The organism is Halodesulfovibrio sp. (assembly GCF_025210605.1).
Lineage (GTDB): Bacteria > Desulfobacterota > Desulfovibrionia > Desulfovibrionales > Desulfovibrionaceae > Halodesulfovibrio.
This window is the reverse complement of sequence record NZ_JAOARI010000011.1, coordinates 120,211-136,320: the sequence shown is the minus strand read 5'-3', so window position 1 is coordinate 136,320 and position 16,110 is coordinate 120,211. Positions and strand designations below refer to the sequence as shown.

General features: G+C 46.0%; 14 protein-coding genes. 13 read left to right on the top strand and 1 reads right to left on the bottom strand.

The window, feature by feature from the left end; genetic code table 11:
• Positions 1 to 136 precede the first annotated feature (136 nt).
• The 10 genes from rpmI to N4A56_RS03600 all read left to right on the top strand — a co-directional run bounded on the left by rpmI (position 137) and on the right by N4A56_RS03600 (position 11,923).
• Positions 137 to 334 (top strand): 50S ribosomal protein L35, encoded by a 198-nt coding sequence (gene rpmI / locus N4A56_RS03645; protein ID WP_290918801.1) that lies wholly within the window; start codon positions 137 to 139, stop codon positions 332 to 334.
• 88 nt (positions 335 to 422) lie between these two features.
• On the top strand, positions 423 to 776 hold the full coding sequence (gene rplT, locus N4A56_RS03640) for a 50S ribosomal protein L20 (RefSeq protein ID WP_066856710.1): 354 nt from the start codon (positions 423 to 425) through the stop codon (positions 774 to 776).
• A 15-nt stretch (positions 777 to 791) separates the two neighbouring features.
• Positions 792 to 1,829, top strand: a complete 1,038-nt coding sequence (gene pheS / locus N4A56_RS03635) for a phenylalanine--tRNA ligase subunit alpha (protein WP_293669044.1) — start codon at positions 792 to 794, stop codon at positions 1,827 to 1,829.
• Between the two features lie 17 nt (positions 1,830 to 1,846).
• Positions 1,847 to 4,255: a phenylalanine--tRNA ligase subunit beta gene (gene pheT / locus N4A56_RS03630; protein WP_295545117.1), complete on the top strand. Its 2,409-nt coding sequence runs from the start codon at positions 1,847 to 1,849 to the stop codon at positions 4,253 to 4,255.
• 26 nt (positions 4,256 to 4,281) lie between these two features.
• Positions 4,282 to 4,689: a MerR family transcriptional regulator gene (locus N4A56_RS03625; RefSeq protein ID WP_293669041.1), complete on the top strand. Its 408-nt coding sequence runs from the start codon at positions 4,282 to 4,284 to the stop codon at positions 4,687 to 4,689.
• Between the two features lie 87 nt (positions 4,690 to 4,776).
• A complete protein-coding gene (rpe, locus tag N4A56_RS03620) occupies positions 4,777 to 5,433 on the top strand; it encodes a ribulose-phosphate 3-epimerase (RefSeq protein ID WP_295545114.1) in 657 nt (218 codons plus the stop codon).
• A gap of 114 nt (positions 5,434 to 5,547) precedes the next feature.
• Positions 5,548 to 7,545, top strand: a complete 1,998-nt coding sequence (gene tkt, locus N4A56_RS03615; RefSeq protein WP_295545112.1) for a transketolase — start codon at positions 5,548 to 5,550, stop codon at positions 7,543 to 7,545.
• 395 nt (positions 7,546 to 7,940) lie between these two features.
• The gene (locus N4A56_RS03610; protein WP_295545110.1) at positions 7,941 to 10,370 is read left to right on the top strand and encodes an ATP-binding protein; all 2,430 of its coding nucleotides are present in this window, start codon (positions 7,941 to 7,943) and stop codon (positions 10,368 to 10,370) included.
• Between the two features lie 90 nt (positions 10,371 to 10,460).
• A complete protein-coding gene (locus tag N4A56_RS03605) occupies positions 10,461 to 11,189 on the top strand; it encodes a TIGR04283 family arsenosugar biosynthesis glycosyltransferase (protein WP_295545108.1) in 729 nt (242 codons plus the stop codon).
• Between the two features lie 5 nt (positions 11,190 to 11,194).
• Entirely contained in the window at positions 11,195 to 11,923 is a 729-nt protein-coding gene (locus N4A56_RS03600) for a TIGR04282 family arsenosugar biosynthesis glycosyltransferase (protein ID WP_293669032.1), read from the top strand.
• A gap of 119 nt (positions 11,924 to 12,042) precedes the next feature.
• On the opposite strand, the gene N4A56_RS03595 is transcribed toward N4A56_RS03600, so the two are convergent.
• Positions 12,043 to 12,216 (bottom strand): MarR family transcriptional regulator, encoded by a 174-nt coding sequence (locus N4A56_RS03595; protein WP_290918832.1) that lies wholly within the window; start codon positions 12,214 to 12,216, stop codon positions 12,043 to 12,045.
• 262 nt (positions 12,217 to 12,478) lie between these two features.
• Here N4A56_RS03595 and N4A56_RS03590 point away from each other — a divergent pair, with 262 nt between their 5' ends.
• From N4A56_RS03590 to purT, 3 genes are all read left to right on the top strand, one after another.
• Positions 12,479 to 12,745 carry a hypothetical protein gene (locus N4A56_RS03590; RefSeq protein ID WP_293669030.1) on the top strand — a complete coding sequence of 89 codons (267 nt, stop codon included), beginning with the start codon at positions 12,479 to 12,481 and terminating at the stop codon, positions 12,743 to 12,745.
• Between the two features lie 431 nt (positions 12,746 to 13,176).
• A complete protein-coding gene (locus N4A56_RS03585) occupies positions 13,177 to 14,625 on the top strand; it encodes a diguanylate cyclase (protein WP_295545104.1) in 1,449 nt (482 codons plus the stop codon).
• 202 nt (positions 14,626 to 14,827) lie between these two features.
• Positions 14,828 to 16,012 carry a formate-dependent phosphoribosylglycinamide formyltransferase gene (gene purT, locus N4A56_RS03580; RefSeq protein WP_295545102.1) on the top strand — a complete coding sequence of 395 codons (1,185 nt, stop codon included), beginning with the start codon at positions 14,828 to 14,830 and terminating at the stop codon, positions 16,010 to 16,012.
• The last annotated feature ends 98 nt before the right edge of the window (positions 16,013 to 16,110 follow it).

Below are 16,110 nucleotides of genomic sequence, written 5' to 3'. Positions count from 1 at the left end.
CGTAGTCATACTTGTTATTCTGCGCTTTGCTCAGAGGAATTTTTCTGAAAACTCCCTGTATTGCAGGGGGTTTTCTCTCGCGTGCTGTCATTACGCTGTAGAATGGCAGTGCAGCAATAATGGTAAGGAGATTAACATGCCAAAAATTAAAACCAGACGTGGCGCTGCAAAGCGTTTTTCTTTGACTGGTACCGGCAAGTTCAAACGTCGTAAGCAGAACCTTCGTCACATTCTGACTAAGAAAAGTGCTAAACGTAAAATGAACCTCGGTCAGTCTGCTATTGTTGATAAAAGCAACGAGAAAGCTGTTCGTCGTATGCTTCCAAACGCATAAGACGTATCAACTTAGTATATAACTTTTTTTCGCGCTCCGTTGGCACATCTCTCGCCTCACGGAGTGACAAAGACCCTGGAGGGTATCCATGCGAGTCAAGAGAGGCTTGGCGGCTCATCGTCGTCATAAGAAATATTTGAAGATGGCTAAAGGCTTCCGTGGCGGTCGTTCTAAACTGTACCGCACAGCACGCGAAGCTGTAGAAAATGCATTAGTATATTCTTACCGTGACCGTAAGACAAAGAAACGTGAGTTCCGTCGTCTTTGGATTCTGCGTATCAACGCAGGCGCCCGTTTGAACGGTCTCTCCTACAGCAAGTTCATGCACGGCCTGGCCCTGGCTGGCATCGAACTGAACCGTAAGGTCCTTGCTGACCTTGCAGTTCGCGAAAAAGAGCACTTTGCCCAGCTTTGCGAAATCGCAAAAGCTAAGCTGAGCTAAGAAGCGCTTTCAGGTATGAGCCTGATTCACGAATTAGAAAGCCTGATTCAGGAGCTTAACAGCGGCCTGGATCAGGCTTTTTCATTAAGCGTAGTGGAAGATTTGCGTGTAGCCTTCTTGGGCCGTAAGGGTAAACTCGCGCAGATCATGCAACGTCTTCCGGAATTATCTCCAGAAGAGCGTCCTGAAGTTGGTAAAACTGCAAACATCGTTAAGAACAAACTTACTGGTCTTCTTGATGAATGCAAAACCAAGCTTGAAGCAGCAGAAGAAGCGGACAAACTTGCTAAGTTTGACCCTACTATGCCGGGACGCATGCCTTGGCAGGGTTCTTTACACCCTGTAACTAAGGTGATGACAGAAATCTGTGACATCTTTAAAGGTCTTGGTTACGACATTGTAACTGGTCCTGAAGTTGAAAACGATTTTTATAACTTTGAAGCGCTCAACCTGCCACCAGAGCATCCAGCGCGTGACATGCAGGATACCCTGTACGTAACAGATAATATTCTTCTGCGTACACACACATCCCCAATGCAGGCACGTACTATGCTCAAGCAGAAGCCGCCGCTTGCTATTATCGCTCCGGGTAAAGTGTACCGTCGAGATTCCGACCTTACACACACACCTATGTTCCATCAGATTGAAGGTCTGCTGGTTGGCGAAAAAGTTAGCCTTGCTGAGCTTCGTGGCACTCTTACTGCTTTCCTTCAGGAAGTGTTTGGACCGGAAACAAAAGTTCGTTTCCGCCCTAGCTTCTTCCCGTTCACAGAGCCTAGCGTAGAAGTAGATATTTCTTGCTGCATGTGTGGTGGTGATGGTGTGGTAGATTGCAAGCCTTGCCGTGTTTGTAAGCAGACAGGCTGGGTAGAAATTCTCGGTTGCGGTATGGTCGATCCAGAAGTGTTCAAGAAAGTTGGCTATGATCCGGAAAAATACACCGGCTTTGCCTTCGGTCTTGGTGTGGAACGTGTTGCAATGCTCAAATATGGCATCGGCGACCTCCGCATGTTCTTCGAGAACGATGTGCGTTTCCTTAACCAGTTCATCTAGCAGGGGAGAATAGTACCATGCTTTTAAGTATCAACTGGTTGAAAGAGTTTGTTCCGTTTACCGGAACAATTCAGGAACTTGATGACGCGCTGACCATGCTTGGTCTTGAAGTGGAAGAAGTTATTCGTCCATTTGAAGGCATTAAGCCGATGGTTATCGGTCATGTTGTTGAGTGTGAAAAACATCCTGAAGCAGAAAAACTTTCTGTGTGTAAGGTTGATGTCGGCGAAGATGAGCCATTAAACATTGTCTGCGGTGCACCGAACGTTCGTAAAGGGCTGAAGGTTGCTGTAGTTAAAGTTGGCTCTGTAATGCCTGACGGCACTAAGATTAAAAAGACCAAACTTCGCGGTATTCCATCCATGGGTATGATCTGTTCTGAGCGTGAGCTTGGACTTTCAGATGAGCATGATGGAATTATGGAGCTTGCAGAAGACCTCGTACCGGGTTCTAACCTTGTCGAAGCGCTCAAGCTCGATGAGGAAGTGCTGGACATTTCCATCACTCCAAACCGTGCAGATTCCTTGAGCGTTCTTGGTATTGCTCGCGAAGTTGCTTTGGCTTTTGATCTGCCGCTCACAGTGCCTGAATACAATCTTGTTGAGTCCGGCGAAGATTGCTCTGAAGAAGTAGCAATCGAAATTGCCGATGCAGATAAATGTTACTGCTACTACGGTCGTATCCTCGAAGGCGCTGCTATCGGGCAGTCACCAGCGTGGATGCGTTACCGCCTTGTAGCTGTGGGCTTGCGTCCTATCTCTAATATTGTGGACGTAACCAACTATATCATGATGAGCTTTGGTCAGCCTCTCCATGCATTCGATCTTGACCGCCTTGAAGGTGCAAAGATTGTTGTGGATACTGCTGCTGAAGGTGAAAAGTTCACTACTCTTGATGAGCAGGAACGTACCCTGAAAGCAACTGACCTTATGATTAAAGACGGCAACAAAAGCGTTGCGCTTGCTGGTGTGATGGGTGGCGCTAATAGCGAAATCCATGACGGTTCAACACGCATTTTCCTTGAATCTGCTGTGTTCCATCCAGCAACCGTACGTCGTACTGCACGCCGCCTTGCTCTTTCTTCTGATGCATCGTTCCGTTTTGAACGCGGTGTAGATCAGCTGAATTGCCCAGAGGCGATGGATCGCGCAGCAGCAATGCTCGCAGATCTTACAGGTGCTACTGTTCGTAAAGGCATTTGCAAAGCTGAACCGAAACCTTGGGTTGCTCCTGAGCTTCAGTTCCGTCCGCAGCGCTGCCGCGATCTTCTCGGCGTAGAAATTGATGATTCTTTCTGCAAAGCTACTCTTGAGAAACTCGGCTGTACTATTTCCGGTGCAGATACAGAAAACTGGACAGTAATTCCGCCTAGCAACCGTCTTGATTACGAGCGTGAAGTAGACTTTATTGAAGAAGTAGCGCGCGTATACGGCATGGACCGCATCGAACCTGTTCTTCCACAGGTTAAGCGTACTCTTGAAGCACGTAATGATGATTGTAATGAATACGAGTTCTGGTCTCTCATTAAAGCATGGGGCTGCGGTCTCGGTCTTAATGAAGCGATCAACTACTCTTTCGTTGGTCACGATGATCTTGATCTGTTCAATCTGCCGAAAGACAATCGCATTACCATCATGAACCCGCTCTCTTCAGAGCAGGACGCGATGCGTACTGAGCTTGCTCCGGGACTGTTGCAGAACCTTCGTCACAACTTGGGACATGGCAACACAGGTATGCGCTTGTTCGAACTTGCACATATCTTTGAAGCTGATGAAACCAGTGACACTACAGTTCGCGAATCTGGTCGTTTGAGCATTTTGTTCTACGGTGACCGTTATGATTCTGCGTACCCGCGTATGGCTTCTGAAGCAGAATATGCTGACATTAAAGGCTGCGTAGAGCACTTGCTTGCGCACCTGCATGTAGGCACACCAAGCTTTACTCTTGTAGAAGAGCATGCATGGATGTCTCCGGCAGTCAGCGTTGAAGTGAGCGGTCAGAAAGTTGGCGTTATCGGCAGAATCAATCCTGTAATTGCTAACGCCTACAACGCGAAAAAAGATGTTTGGTTTGCAGACATCGATACAGACGCATTGAGAAAATTGTATGTTGCTGCATGCGTTAAATTCTCAAGCCTTCCTGTGCACCAGTCTGCTTGGAACGACATCACTGTAATCGCTCCAATTACATTAAATGTTCAGGCTATCTTCGATCAGGTTGCTGCAACCAAGTTGCCGCTTCTTGAGAAAATGGAACTGATCGACGAGTTCGTACCGGAAGCATCTGAAGATGCTGAGCCTACACGCAATTTGACCTTCCGTCTTACCTTCCGTCATAGTTCTAAGACGTTGAAAGACAAGGATGTGGACAAAGAACGTAAAAAGGTGGTTTACTCTCTCGAAAACGCATTGCCTGTTCGCATCTAAGCACACAAGGCATTGCAGGGAGATGTATGAAAGCAAAGATATATCGTATTGGAGAGGCTGCTACCCTGCTTAACTTGAAACCGTATGTGTTGCGGTTTTGGGAAACAGAATTCAAACAGCTTATCCCCATACGCACCCGTAAAGGGCAGCGCATGTACTCGGAGCAGAATGTACTTTTGCTGCGGACGATACGACATTTGCTTTACGAACGCGGATTGACTATTGAAGGCGCCCGAAAGGTGCTTGGTCAATATGAAGATATATATGGCTCTATCACCGGTCCGGATCAACCCGGGCCGGAGATAGAAGCTTTTTGCGCGGGGAGCGGTGAGAACACTTTGCATAGAAAAGAGGATTCTGCCGCTATTGATGTTGAGGAGATTATAACCGAACTCACATCGCTTCGTGATATGCTTATAACGGGTCGTCGCTGATGTGCCCGTATTTTTGTGTGATTTGCCCGTAGGGGGCGAGCACGCCAGCACAGCACCATAACCGGCGAAAGCCACAGAGAAGAAACTATGATCCTTTCACCTTCGTTATTGTCTTCTGACTTCGGCAGACTTGCTGAAGAATTGCAGGCACTCGAACAGGCAGGACTTAAATGGGTACACTGGGATGTCATGGACGGCATGTTTGTACCTAATATTACTCTTGGAGCACCTATTATCAAGCGTCTCCGCAAAGAGAGTAATCTCTTTTTTGATGTTCATTTAATGGTTCAGCAGCCAGAGCGTTACGTAGACGACTTTGTGGACGCAGGTGCTGATATGGTTGTTATTCATGCCGAATCAACCAATCACATTGAACGCACCATTGCTGAAATTAAACGCAAGGGCGCTAAAGCAGGTGTAGCACTTAACCCGCACACACCGCTTTCTGTTCTTGATTATGTCCTTGATGAGCTGGATATGGTACTCATTATGAGTGTTAACCCTGGATTCGGTGGACAGAAGTTTATTCCGTTCAGCATGCGCAAAGTTGCAGAACTTTCTGCAATGATTAAAGAACGTGGTCTTTCAACTCTCATTCAGGTTGATGGTGGGGTTGATCCTGATAATACTGCGGAATTGGTACGCAACGGTGCAGATGTACTGGTGTCCGGTTCTGCATTTTTTGGTTTTCCTCCGTACGCGGAACGCTTGAAAACATTTGAAGAAATCGCCAGCAAAGCATAGCAGCGTTTTTGAAAATTGTTATCAACGGTTGTCATGTCGGCAATTAATGTCTATCGACTGCCACAGCAACCAGCTGGAAAAAATTTTATAGCATCATTCTTTTAGGAGGAAACGATGCCTTCTCGTAAAGACCTCGCCAACGCAGTCCGCGCTTTAAGCATGGACGCTGTGCAGAAAGCAAATTCTGGCCACCCGGGCGCGCCAATGGGTATGGCAGATATTGCTGAAGTTCTCTGGAACGATTTTCTTAAGCATAACCCGAGCAACCCTGCATGGGCTAACCGTGACCGTTTTGTACTCTCTAACGGACACGCTTCTATGCTCATTTACTCTTTGCTGCACCTCTCCGGTTACGACCTGAGCATCGAAGAGATTAAAAATTTCCGTCAGATGGGTTCAAAAACTCCGGGTCACCCAGAATACGGTATGACTCCGGGGGTTGAGCTTACAACTGGTCCTCTTGGTCAGGGCATCGCTACAGCGGTAGGTATGGCAGTTGCTGAAAAAGCGCTTGCTGCTCACTTTAACCGTGACGGTTTTGATGTTGTTGACCACTTCACCTACGTATTCATGGGTGATGGCTGTTTGATGGAAGGTATTTCCCACGAAGCATGTTCTTTTGCTGGCACATTAGGTCTCGGCAAACTTATCGCATTCTGGGATGACAACGGTATTTCCATCGACGGTAAAGTTGACCACTGGTTCGACGAAGATACCGCAGCACGTTACGAAGCGTATGGCTGGCATGTAATCCGTGATGTGGACGGTCATAATCCCGAAGCAATCAAAAAAGCTGTTGAAGAAGCTAAAGCAGAAACCGAGAAGCCTTCTCTCATCTGCTGCCGTACCATCATCGGCTTCGGTGCTCCACACAAGCAGGGTACTTCTGCTACTCACGGTGCACCACTTGGTGATGAAGAAATTGCAGCTACCCGTAAAGAAATCGGTTGGGATCATCCTGCATTCGAAATCCCTGCTGATGTTGCTGAAGCATGGGACGCGCGCGAGCGTGGTGCAGCTGCAGAAAAAGAATGGGACGGCATGTTTGCAAGCTACCAGATAGCACATCCTGAACTTTCTAAAGAATTTATTCGCCGTATGGCTGGCGATCTTCCAGAATCTTTTGAAGATCTTGCACAGAATGCAATTGATGCAGCTAATACTGCTGCTAAATCTGCTGCAACACGTAAAGATTCTCCGGTTGCTCTTAATGCGTTTGGTCCTGCAATGCCGGAACTGCTTGGTGGTTCCGCAGACCTTACAGGTTCTGTAGGTACTAAATGGGCACAGTACGAGCTGCTCTGCAAAGAACAGTGGAACGGCAACTACATGTCCTACGGTGTTCGTGAATTCGGTATGGGCGCTATGATGAACGGTATGGCACTGCATGGCGGTATCATTCCTTACGCTGGCACCTTCCTCGTATTCTCTGATTATGCTAAAAACGCTATCCGTCTTTCCGCGCTTATGGGCATCCGTACTCTTTGGGTACTGACTCACGATTCCATCGGTCTTGGCGAAGATGGCCCAACTCACCAGCCTGTAGAACATCTTGCTGGTCTGCGTTTGATCCCTAACTGCCACGTATGGCGTCCTTGCGATACTGTCGAATCCCTCGAAGCGTGGAAGTCCGGTATCGAAACCAAGAACGCTCCTTCATGTTTCTCCATGTCCCGTCAGACTCTGCCATTCATGGAACGTACTGAAGAAGCACTTTCCAATATCAAACGTGGTGGTTACATTCTGCGCGATTGTGAAGGCACTCCTGAGTGTATCCTTATCGCTTCCGGTTCTGAAGTTGGTCTTGTTGCAGAAGCATATGATCGTCTTACAACCGCAGGTCGTAAGGTTCGCGTTGTATCCATGCCTTGTACGAACGTATTTGATGCACAGGATGCAGAATACAAAGAAAGCGTACTTCCTTCTTCCGTTACTGCTCGTGTTGCTGTTGAAGCAGCTGCAGCAGACTTCTGGTACAAATATGTTGGACTGGCAGGTCGTGTAATCGGCATGACCAGCTTTGGCGAATCTGCACCAGCTGGCGAACTCTTCAAACACTTCGGTTTCACCGTAGAACATGTTGTAGAAGCTGCTGAAGAAACTATGCGCTAAGATTTGAATGTGTCGGGACTACTTCCGGCATTATTCACTCCTGTTTGCCGATTGTGCTGCTCACAGAAGGTATGTTCTGTAATGATGCATCGCTCGTAAACAGGTAGCTTATAGAAATGATGACCCAGATGCGCATTGCGTGTCTGGGTCTTTCTTTTGTGTGGTTGTTTTGCGTATAATTCCGGCATAGTTTTCATACTGTTTGCATCTACAGATAGCGCGGATATTGCTATGCAAAAGAACTTTTAGAAACTCGTTGTAGTGACATTCGAAAATCAAACAGGTATGTTTACAATTGGTACTGCACGCGACATTTTAGGCGAGACGTGCTATGCCTCAGTATCGGCTTGTTATTTATACTACATCAATCAGTTACAGATATTAACTGGAGCACCATGAGCAAGATTCGGCCTCTTCCTGCCAAAAAACTGCGCGCTAAGCTTGCGCTGTCCCATATTCCCTACAAAAGCAGCTCTGATATAAAACTGGATGCTACCTGTGTTCATGCCCCTCAGCCACGGGCAATGCAGGCGCTTGAGCTTGCCCTGCATATTAAAGACAACGGTTATAATATTTTTTTAGCAGGTAGTGCCAATTTGGGTCGAAATTATATGTTGCAGGAGTATTTGAAAGAACGGGCAAAAGCGCTGCCGGTTCCACCAGATATGCTGTACGTGAATAATTTTGAAGATCCGGATGCGCCTATTCTGCTTACTGTTCCAGCAGGGAAAGGACGTGCGCTTAAACAGGATTTTTCTCAGGCTATATCCAACATCCGTAAAGAGTTGCCGAAGCGCTTTGAGGGTGACAGTTACCTGAAGAAACGCACCATCATTATGGATCAATTTACTGAAGAACGCGATGCGCTGTTCAAAGAAATGGATTCTATTGCCGGAAAAGAAGGCTTCCACATGGATTTGGATGAGCAGGGTAGCATTACCTTGTATCCTCTGATTGATGGCAAGCGTCTTTCAGAAGAAGAATTTGAACGGATTGATGAAGAGTTAAAGAAAAGTTTAAAAGCGAAGGGTGATAAGCTTTTGCAGGCGCTCAATACGTTGCTGCGTAATATGAATAATGCAGAGCAGAGCCTTCGAACAAAAGAGAAGAATTTAGATAAAGAGCTGACGACTGAAGTACTGGACGAACTGTTGCAGCCAGTTGTCAAAGAATACGAAGAGTGCTGTCACAGCGAAAGGCTGAGTGAGTATTTCAAAGCAGCCCGTGAAGATATTTTAGAGCATGTTGAGGCGCTGTTGCCGAAGGAACCTGCCGGTGTTCCGCTTTCGCTACCGGAAGCCTTGCAGCAACAGCATCCTGAAGATGCAACTGCACCATATGATATAAATGTGTTTGTGGATCACTCCGAAACAAAGGGTGCGCCAATCATTCTGGATGACCACCCGACGATTGCAAATCTGCTGGGTTGCATTGAGCGTGAAGCAGAGATGGGTGCTTTAATTACGGACTTTTCTTTGATTAAGTCCGGTTCCTTGCATCAGGCAAACGGCGGTTTTTTGCTCCTGCATATCGAAGATGTTTTATCACAAAACGGTTCATGGGAAGGGCTTATGCGCGCCCTGCGCTCTGGTTTGGTGCGCATTGAAGACAGTGAGGAAGGGCAGGAGACAACAAAAACCAAAGGTATCGAGCCTGAACCACTTTTGCTTGATCTGAAAGTGATTCTTATCGGTGCTGAAGATTTTTATGAGCAGTTGCTTGCTTCGGATGACCGCTTTCCAAAGCTGTTCAAAATAAAAGCGCACCTGAATGATGCTATGCCACGCGGTGATGAAGGCTATGCCGTCTATCTGCATCGTATGGCAGGTATTATTGATGACTGCGACTTATTGCCGTTTACAAAGGATGCGATGGCAGAAGTTATTGATTACGGCTCCCGCATTGTGGAAGACCAGACTCGTCTTTCTCTCAAGTTTCCTTTGCTTCGAGAAATCATGATCGAAGCCTCGGCTTTGGCATCTATGGATAAGAAAGAATCTGTTGATGGTGCGACAGTGCATAAGACGCTCATTACACGGCATTATCGGAATAATTTGTACGAAGAGTTATTCTTTGAAGAGTATGACCGAGACTTGATTAAAGTCACTACGCAGGGTGAGAAAATTGGTCGCGTAAATGGTCTTTCTGTATCGATGTACGGGGATTTTGAGTTCGGGTTGCCGCATCAGATTGCCTCAACCGTAGGTGTGGGGCATGGCGGAGTTATTGACCTTGAACGTGATGCAGAGCTGAGCGGTCCGATTCATACCAAGGCGATGATGATTCTTAAAAGTTATCTCATCGGTATGTTTGCTCATAATAAACCTCTGGTATTAACCGGCTCTTTATATTTTGAGCAAGGCTATGCAGGCGTTGAAGGTGATTCTGCATCCGGTGCAGAGCTTGCTGCATTGCTTTCTGCGCTTGCAGAAGTTCCGCTGTCACAGTCATATGCTTTCACTGGTGCTGTATCTCAAAGCGGAGAAATTCTCGCTGTTGGTGGTGTGACACGAAAAATCGAAGGGTACTTTGATATCTGCTCTCGCCGCGGGCTTACTGGACAGCAAGGGGTTATTCTGCCGAAAGATAACGTCGATCAGCTGATGCTTAAGCGTGAGATTGCCGACAAAGTAGACGAAGGGCTTTTCAATATTTACCCTGTGACGCACATCGAAGAAGCGCTTGAGTTGTTAACTGGAATGAAATGCGGCTCCAGACGCAAAGACGGAAGCTTTACGCCTAATTCCTTGTTTGATCTTGTTGATCGACGCCTTAAAGAGCTTGGTCGATTGGCAACGCATGCATACAAGCAGAATAAAAAATAGCGCCTTCATCTAGTAGTATTGCAAAGCACGGCTTGCGGGCACAGTGCCGTGCATGTAGTATGTTTATACATGTATTGTTTTTGAGGGGATATGGAATCGTATTCTGTAAGTGTAATTATACCAGTATGGTATGAATCTGCTGGCATTAATGAACGTATAGCGCATGTTTTTGAGCGTGCGGCAGAGGCGGAGTCTTTACTGTCTGTTGAAATTATTGTGGCAGATGGTGATCCTACAGCAAGTACGATAGCAGCAGTGGAGTACGATAATGTTATCTGCGTTGCTGCCCCCCAAGGGCGTGCCGTTCAAATGAACGCCGGTGCTGCCCGTGCTAAAGGCGATGTTTTGCTATTTTTACATGCAGATACGGTGCTTCCTGTCGGCGCATTTGACTATATGTATCAAGCGTTGCATATGGCTGGTAATACCAGCAGTGGTGCAAAGGCAGGGGCATTTAGCCTGTCCATTGCCAGTGACAACTGGTTTCTATATCTTGTAAGCGCATTGGGAAACTGGCGGAACAGACTGACACGTACACCGTACGGCGATCAGGCTCAGTTCTTTTTACGGACATATTTTGAAGAGCTTTCAGGATATGCACCAGTTCCACTTATGGAAGACGTGGAAATAATGCGCCGGATTCGCCAGCGTGGCGAGTCTCTAGCAATAATAGATGCTCCGGTTTCTACATCTGCACGCAGATGGGAGACGGAAGGTATGTATAGGTGTACGTTACGCAACGTGCTGTTGCGTTTATTATACGGGGCAGGCGTTTCTGCTCAAACACTTTCGCATTGGTATCGCGCCATGAAGGGGTAGCTTTAATGACCGACACATGTATTCTTTTTTTCATTAAGTATCCGAGTCTCGGCAATGTAAAGACACGACTTGCCAAAGTTATTGGTGAAGATGTTGCTACCTCATTGTACCGTCATTTTGTACAGGATATGCTTAAAGGTTTCGAAAAGGTAGAGTCGCAGCTCCGCATCTGCTATGCGCCGTGCGGGACGGATGATCCTGAAAAAGAGTTTAAAAGCTGGCTCGGCTCTCAGTATACATATCGGGAGCAACAAGGCGAAGACCTTGGCGAGCGCATGAAGCATGCCATGCAGTCTGCATTTGACGAAGGCTTCCAGCGGGTAATCATCGTTGGCAGTGATATTCCAGACTTCCCGCCTGAGTTGATTACGAAGGCATTTTTAGATCTCGATATGCAGGACGCAGCCGTAGGACCTTCCTATGATGGCGGCTACTATTTGATTGGTTTCCGAAAAGATACATTTATTCCAGAAGTTTTTGACGACATCCCGTGGTCTACCCGTGATGTGTATAGAGCGACGATTGCTAAGATAATGGCAGCAGACCTTGAGCTGATTCGTCTGCCTGACTGGAATGATGTAGACACCATATGGGATTTGAACCTGCTGTTTAGAACTAATCGCAACAGTTCATTCCGAAAGTCATCTACCTATGCAATTTTACGGGAACATTCCAAGCTCATCCGTGAGTATGATGTGGATTTACCTTCCCATTGCCGACTTGATGAAGATTAGCACATAAGATGTAAAAAACAGCCTGTATCAGCAAGATACAGGCTGTTTTTTTGCTTTTATTGCGTGCAGATGGATAACAGAGGTGAAGGATGTTTGCCGTTGCACCAATAAGCGGTGATTTATTCTGTAGGCGCGTAGTAACAGCGTTTTGGAGAATGAATCTCGCCTGCTTCTTTAAGCTTTTTGATAGCTTTAGATACTTCTTTGCTATCAACACCTAATACTTCTGCTACTTCACCTGGGCGGACTGGTTTGCCTGCATTTTTCATTGCTTCAAGAACTTTAGCTTCCATGAGAACTCCTGCTGTGTTTTCTTATTAATATATATTCCTATTATCGATAAGGTTAGGGCTTGTCAACAAGTTTGCTTTAGAAAAGGAATGTTGCGGCACAAAGCAGGATTGGTGGCATTAGTTGCAGTATAACTATGCTTACTGTAAGGGAAAAATAGGAAATATTGTTGCCGGAAAGTTGTGTGGAAGGGTACTATGGTTCCATTATCTGTAACTGTGCAATAGCCCTGCGGGTGTCGGCAGGAAGAAAATGGAGCAGAACATGTTTGCAAAGAGGTGGCGTACAATAAGTGCACTGGTGTTTGCGTTAATTTGTATAATTTTGAATTGGCAGTGGGGCGTCGGTGTTATGTTCTTGTTCTGGGCAATAAGGGATATTGCTGATGGAGAATCTCATTTTATTGAAACTATAAAACGTTCAGAAGAAGTCGTTTTATATTGCCTTGTTATTGCTATGCAGCTTTTCTTTGCACTCTTCTTTTTGGTTGCAGATTTTTCTAAAAACGATTTTTTACTTTGGTTTTTATAAAAGAGCATGTTTAATAGTAGTGGAAGAGCTGGTTTGCATTGCAAATCAGCTCTTTTGTATTTTTTGCATTGTATTTTACTTTGTTATCAAATTGTGCTTACCTGTACTGTAATCTAATCAAAATACTTTACAAATAAGGAACAGTGTTAAAAATCTACAAAGTTACAGGTGTTTATGTCATTTAGGTGTTCTACGCATTTTACGGGGGTATTGTATGCGTAGGCTGATGATATTTTTATCGTTATTTCGGGGGTAGTATGGGATGGAGGTTGAAAGCTCGGTTGCTTAAACCGTTTTTCCTGATACTTGGGGTATGTTGTTATTTGATTTTTCTTTTTTTGACAGCAATATACCAAGATAAAGTGACCCATAAAGAACAGTTGGTGCGGGTAGATCAACACAGGGCAGTGAGCATACGAAAATCCAGTTTGATGGAAGACTTCAATGTGCCATTTGCCGATATTAAAATTTTAGCAGATGTCATTTCATATGAATTGGCTAACCGGTTGTTGAGCGACAGCCTTTCGCAACGTATTTTGTATACGTTTGCCAAGAATAAGCGTGGGTACGGACAAGTACGGCTTCTTGACGCTGACGGCGTTGAAATAGTTCGTATTAATAGAAATAAAGGACAGTTACATGTTGTTCCGCATGATAAATTGCAGTCCAAAATTCATCGTGCCTATGTGCAATCCTCATTACGGCTTCGCGCTGGCGAAGTCTATGTATCGCCACTTGATTTAAATATTGAGAATCAGAAAATTGAAGTGCCACATGTGCCGGTTATTCGGTTCGGGACTCCAGTTATCAACTCGTATGGTGAGCGCTTGGGAGTTGTCATTCTCAATTTTTATGCTTCCCAAATGTTGGAGCATTTTCGCGATATCGCTTCTGATTCATTGAGTAATGCAATGTTGCTTAACGATGAAGGATATTGGCTTGCGTCTGATAATAAAGAGGCATGCTGGGCATTCATGTTCGTAAACGATGATCCTTCAATGAAAGAACAAACCTTTGCTAAAAAATATCCCGTTATCTGGAAATTGACAGAAAAGGGGGCATCCGGTCAGGTTCGTAACGGGGATGGTTTGTTTACATGGACAACAGTATCTCCCTCTTTTGCCGTCAATTCTCATGCAGATAGTACCCAGCGGTTGGCTGCGAATGTAGAGGTTAGTCCCTATCAGTGGATAGTGATGCAGCATGTGAGTAATGAAAAGCTGGCTGCAATGGAAAACTCTATTTTTCGTAACTGTGTCTGGACTTGGGTTGTGTTATCTTTGATAACAGCCATAACATTGTGGTTTACCATGCATTCCATACAGCAAAGCCAAGAGCATAGGGAAGAGTTGGAGGTGCGAGCACATCATGATTGGCTAACGGGACTTTCGAATTTACCACACTTGTTTTCCAAGCTTGAACAAGCGTGTAAGAAAGCCGAAATGGGTGATGTCCGTTTCTTCATAATGTATATTGATTTAGATGATTTTAAATTCGTGAATGACAGGTATGGCCACGAAGCCGGTAACATTGTGCTACGACATGTTGCATCGGTGTTACGTAAAAAAGTTCGGCTGACGGATACTGTTGCTCGCATTGGCGGTGATGAGTATGTCATTTTGCTCGAAGGACTTGCTGAGCGTGACAAGGCGGCAGAAATAGCCTTCGGCATTTTACAGGCGTTTGAAACACCCGTTACGCTTGAATGCGGCAGCAAAGTGTACATAAAGTCAAGCATCGGCATTGCGGGATGGAATAAGGCTGTTACTGGGCCTGACGATTTAATGAAATGTGCTGACGCTGCCATGTACAATTCAAAACATGGTGGTAAGAATAGAGTTTCTGTGTATCCGCAACTAGAAAATGAACTTGCTGTCTAAGCAGTTATAAATGGAAAAGGAATAATGAATGCGTTGCTGCATCATTATTCCTTTTTTTATGTGATACAATTCGATTACGTGATGAGACAACTTTAGACACCCCCTTGCAGCAGGGGGAAAAGTATGACAAATCCCCGCAGAAAAGGCGCATCGTGCGTTTTTACCACAGTCACAGTGATCCAACATATGACAGGAGCAAGACATGGCATTTCTTGGAACCCCTTTAACGCATTCTGCAACAAAAATTTTGTTACTCGGCTCGGGTGAGCTTGGCAAAGAAGTAGCTATTGAGGCAATGCGCCTCGGTGCAGAAGTTATTGCCGTTGATCGTTACGAGAACGCACCCGCCATGCAAATTGCTCATCGCTCTTACACTATCAATATGCTTGATGGTGACGCATTGCGGGATGTAGTGAACAAAGAACAGCCTGACTTGATTGTTCCTGAGATTGAAGCAATTGCAACCGATACGCTGCTTGAGCTTGAAAAAGAGGGCGTAACCGTTGTTCCTACTGCGAAAGCAACATGGCTTACCATGAACCGTGAAGGTATTCGCAGGCTCGCTGCTGAAGAGCTTTCCGTACCGACATCTCCGTACCGTTTTGCTGATACAGAAGAAGAATACTGTGCAGCTGTAGAAGCTGTGGGCATGCCGTGTGTTGTTAAGCCGGTCATGAGTTCTTCTGGAAAAGGGCAGAGCACAGTCAAAACAGAAGCTGATATTGCATCCGCATGGAGATACTCACAGGAAGGCGGTCGCACTGGCGGCGGACGAGTTATTGTCGAAGGGTTTGTAGAATTTGATTATGAAATTACATTGCTGACAGCTCGCCACGTTGGCGGCACAAGTTTTTGCGAACCGATAGGGCACTATCAGGAGGACGGAGACTACAGAATGTCGTGGCAGCCGCAGCCTATGTCCGCCATCGCTTTGGAACGTGCACGGGATATCGCCCGCACTGTGACCGACGCGTTAGGTGGATTTGGTATTTTTGGTGTGGAGCTGTTCATCAAAGGTGATGACGTGATTTTCAGTGAAGTTTCACCACGCCCACATGATACCGGACTTGTGACTGTAATTTCTCAGAATTTGAGTGAATTTGCGCTTCATGCACGCGCTATTCTGGGGCTTCCTATTCCAGAGATTGTGCAGCGCGGCGCTGCTGCATCAAGTGTTGTACTGGCGGAAGGCAACGGCATCGGTGCTACATTCTCTGGCTTGGATGCAGCATTGAGTGAGCCGGAAACTCAACTGCTTCTTTTTGGTAAAGCAGAGGTGCAGGGGCGTCGTCGTCTCGGTGTAGCGCTGGCACTTGATGATGATATTGAAAAGGCAAAAGAGAAAGCGCAGCGTGCTTCTTCTGCGGTAACAATATCTTTTGAATAAGAATTAGACTGGGGTCTATTCGTACCAGTTGTACAATGTGGCGGGTAGGGATAGACCCTGATGCGTTTTGAACGCTCAAATGCATCAGGGTCAGACAG

Coding starts and splice junctions, on each gene's coding strand:
- N4A56_RS03625 (WP_293669041.1), top strand. CDS start 4,282: ATGAAAGCAAAGATATATCGTATTGGAGAGGCTGCTACCCTGCTTAAC.
- N4A56_RS03605 (WP_295545108.1), top strand. CDS start 10,461: ATGGAATCGTATTCTGTAAGTGTAATTATACCAGTATGGTATGAATCT.
- N4A56_RS03610 (WP_295545110.1), top strand. CDS start 7,941: ATGAGCAAGATTCGGCCTCTTCCTGCCAAAAAACTGCGCGCTAAGCTT.
- rpmI (WP_290918801.1), top strand. CDS start 137: ATGCCAAAAATTAAAACCAGACGTGGCGCTGCAAAGCGTTTTTCTTTG.
- N4A56_RS03585 (WP_295545104.1), top strand. CDS start 13,177: ATGGAAGACTTCAATGTGCCATTTGCCGATATTAAAATTTTAGCAGAT.
- pheS (WP_293669044.1), top strand. CDS start 792: ATGAGCCTGATTCACGAATTAGAAAGCCTGATTCAGGAGCTTAACAGC.
- purT (WP_295545102.1), top strand. CDS start 14,828: ATGGCATTTCTTGGAACCCCTTTAACGCATTCTGCAACAAAAATTTTG.
- rpe (WP_295545114.1), top strand. CDS start 4,777: ATGATCCTTTCACCTTCGTTATTGTCTTCTGACTTCGGCAGACTTGCT.
- rplT (WP_066856710.1), top strand. CDS start 423: ATGCGAGTCAAGAGAGGCTTGGCGGCTCATCGTCGTCATAAGAAATAT.
- N4A56_RS03590 (WP_293669030.1), top strand. CDS start 12,479: ATGTTTGCAAAGAGGTGGCGTACAATAAGTGCACTGGTGTTTGCGTTA.
- pheT (WP_295545117.1), top strand. CDS start 1,847: ATGCTTTTAAGTATCAACTGGTTGAAAGAGTTTGTTCCGTTTACCGGA.
- tkt (WP_295545112.1), top strand. CDS start 5,548: ATGCCTTCTCGTAAAGACCTCGCCAACGCAGTCCGCGCTTTAAGCATG.
- N4A56_RS03595 (WP_290918832.1), bottom strand. CDS start 12,216: ATGGAAGCTAAAGTTCTTGAAGCAATGAAAAATGCAGGCAAACCAGTC.
- N4A56_RS03600 (WP_293669032.1), top strand. CDS start 11,195: ATGACCGACACATGTATTCTTTTTTTCATTAAGTATCCGAGTCTCGGC.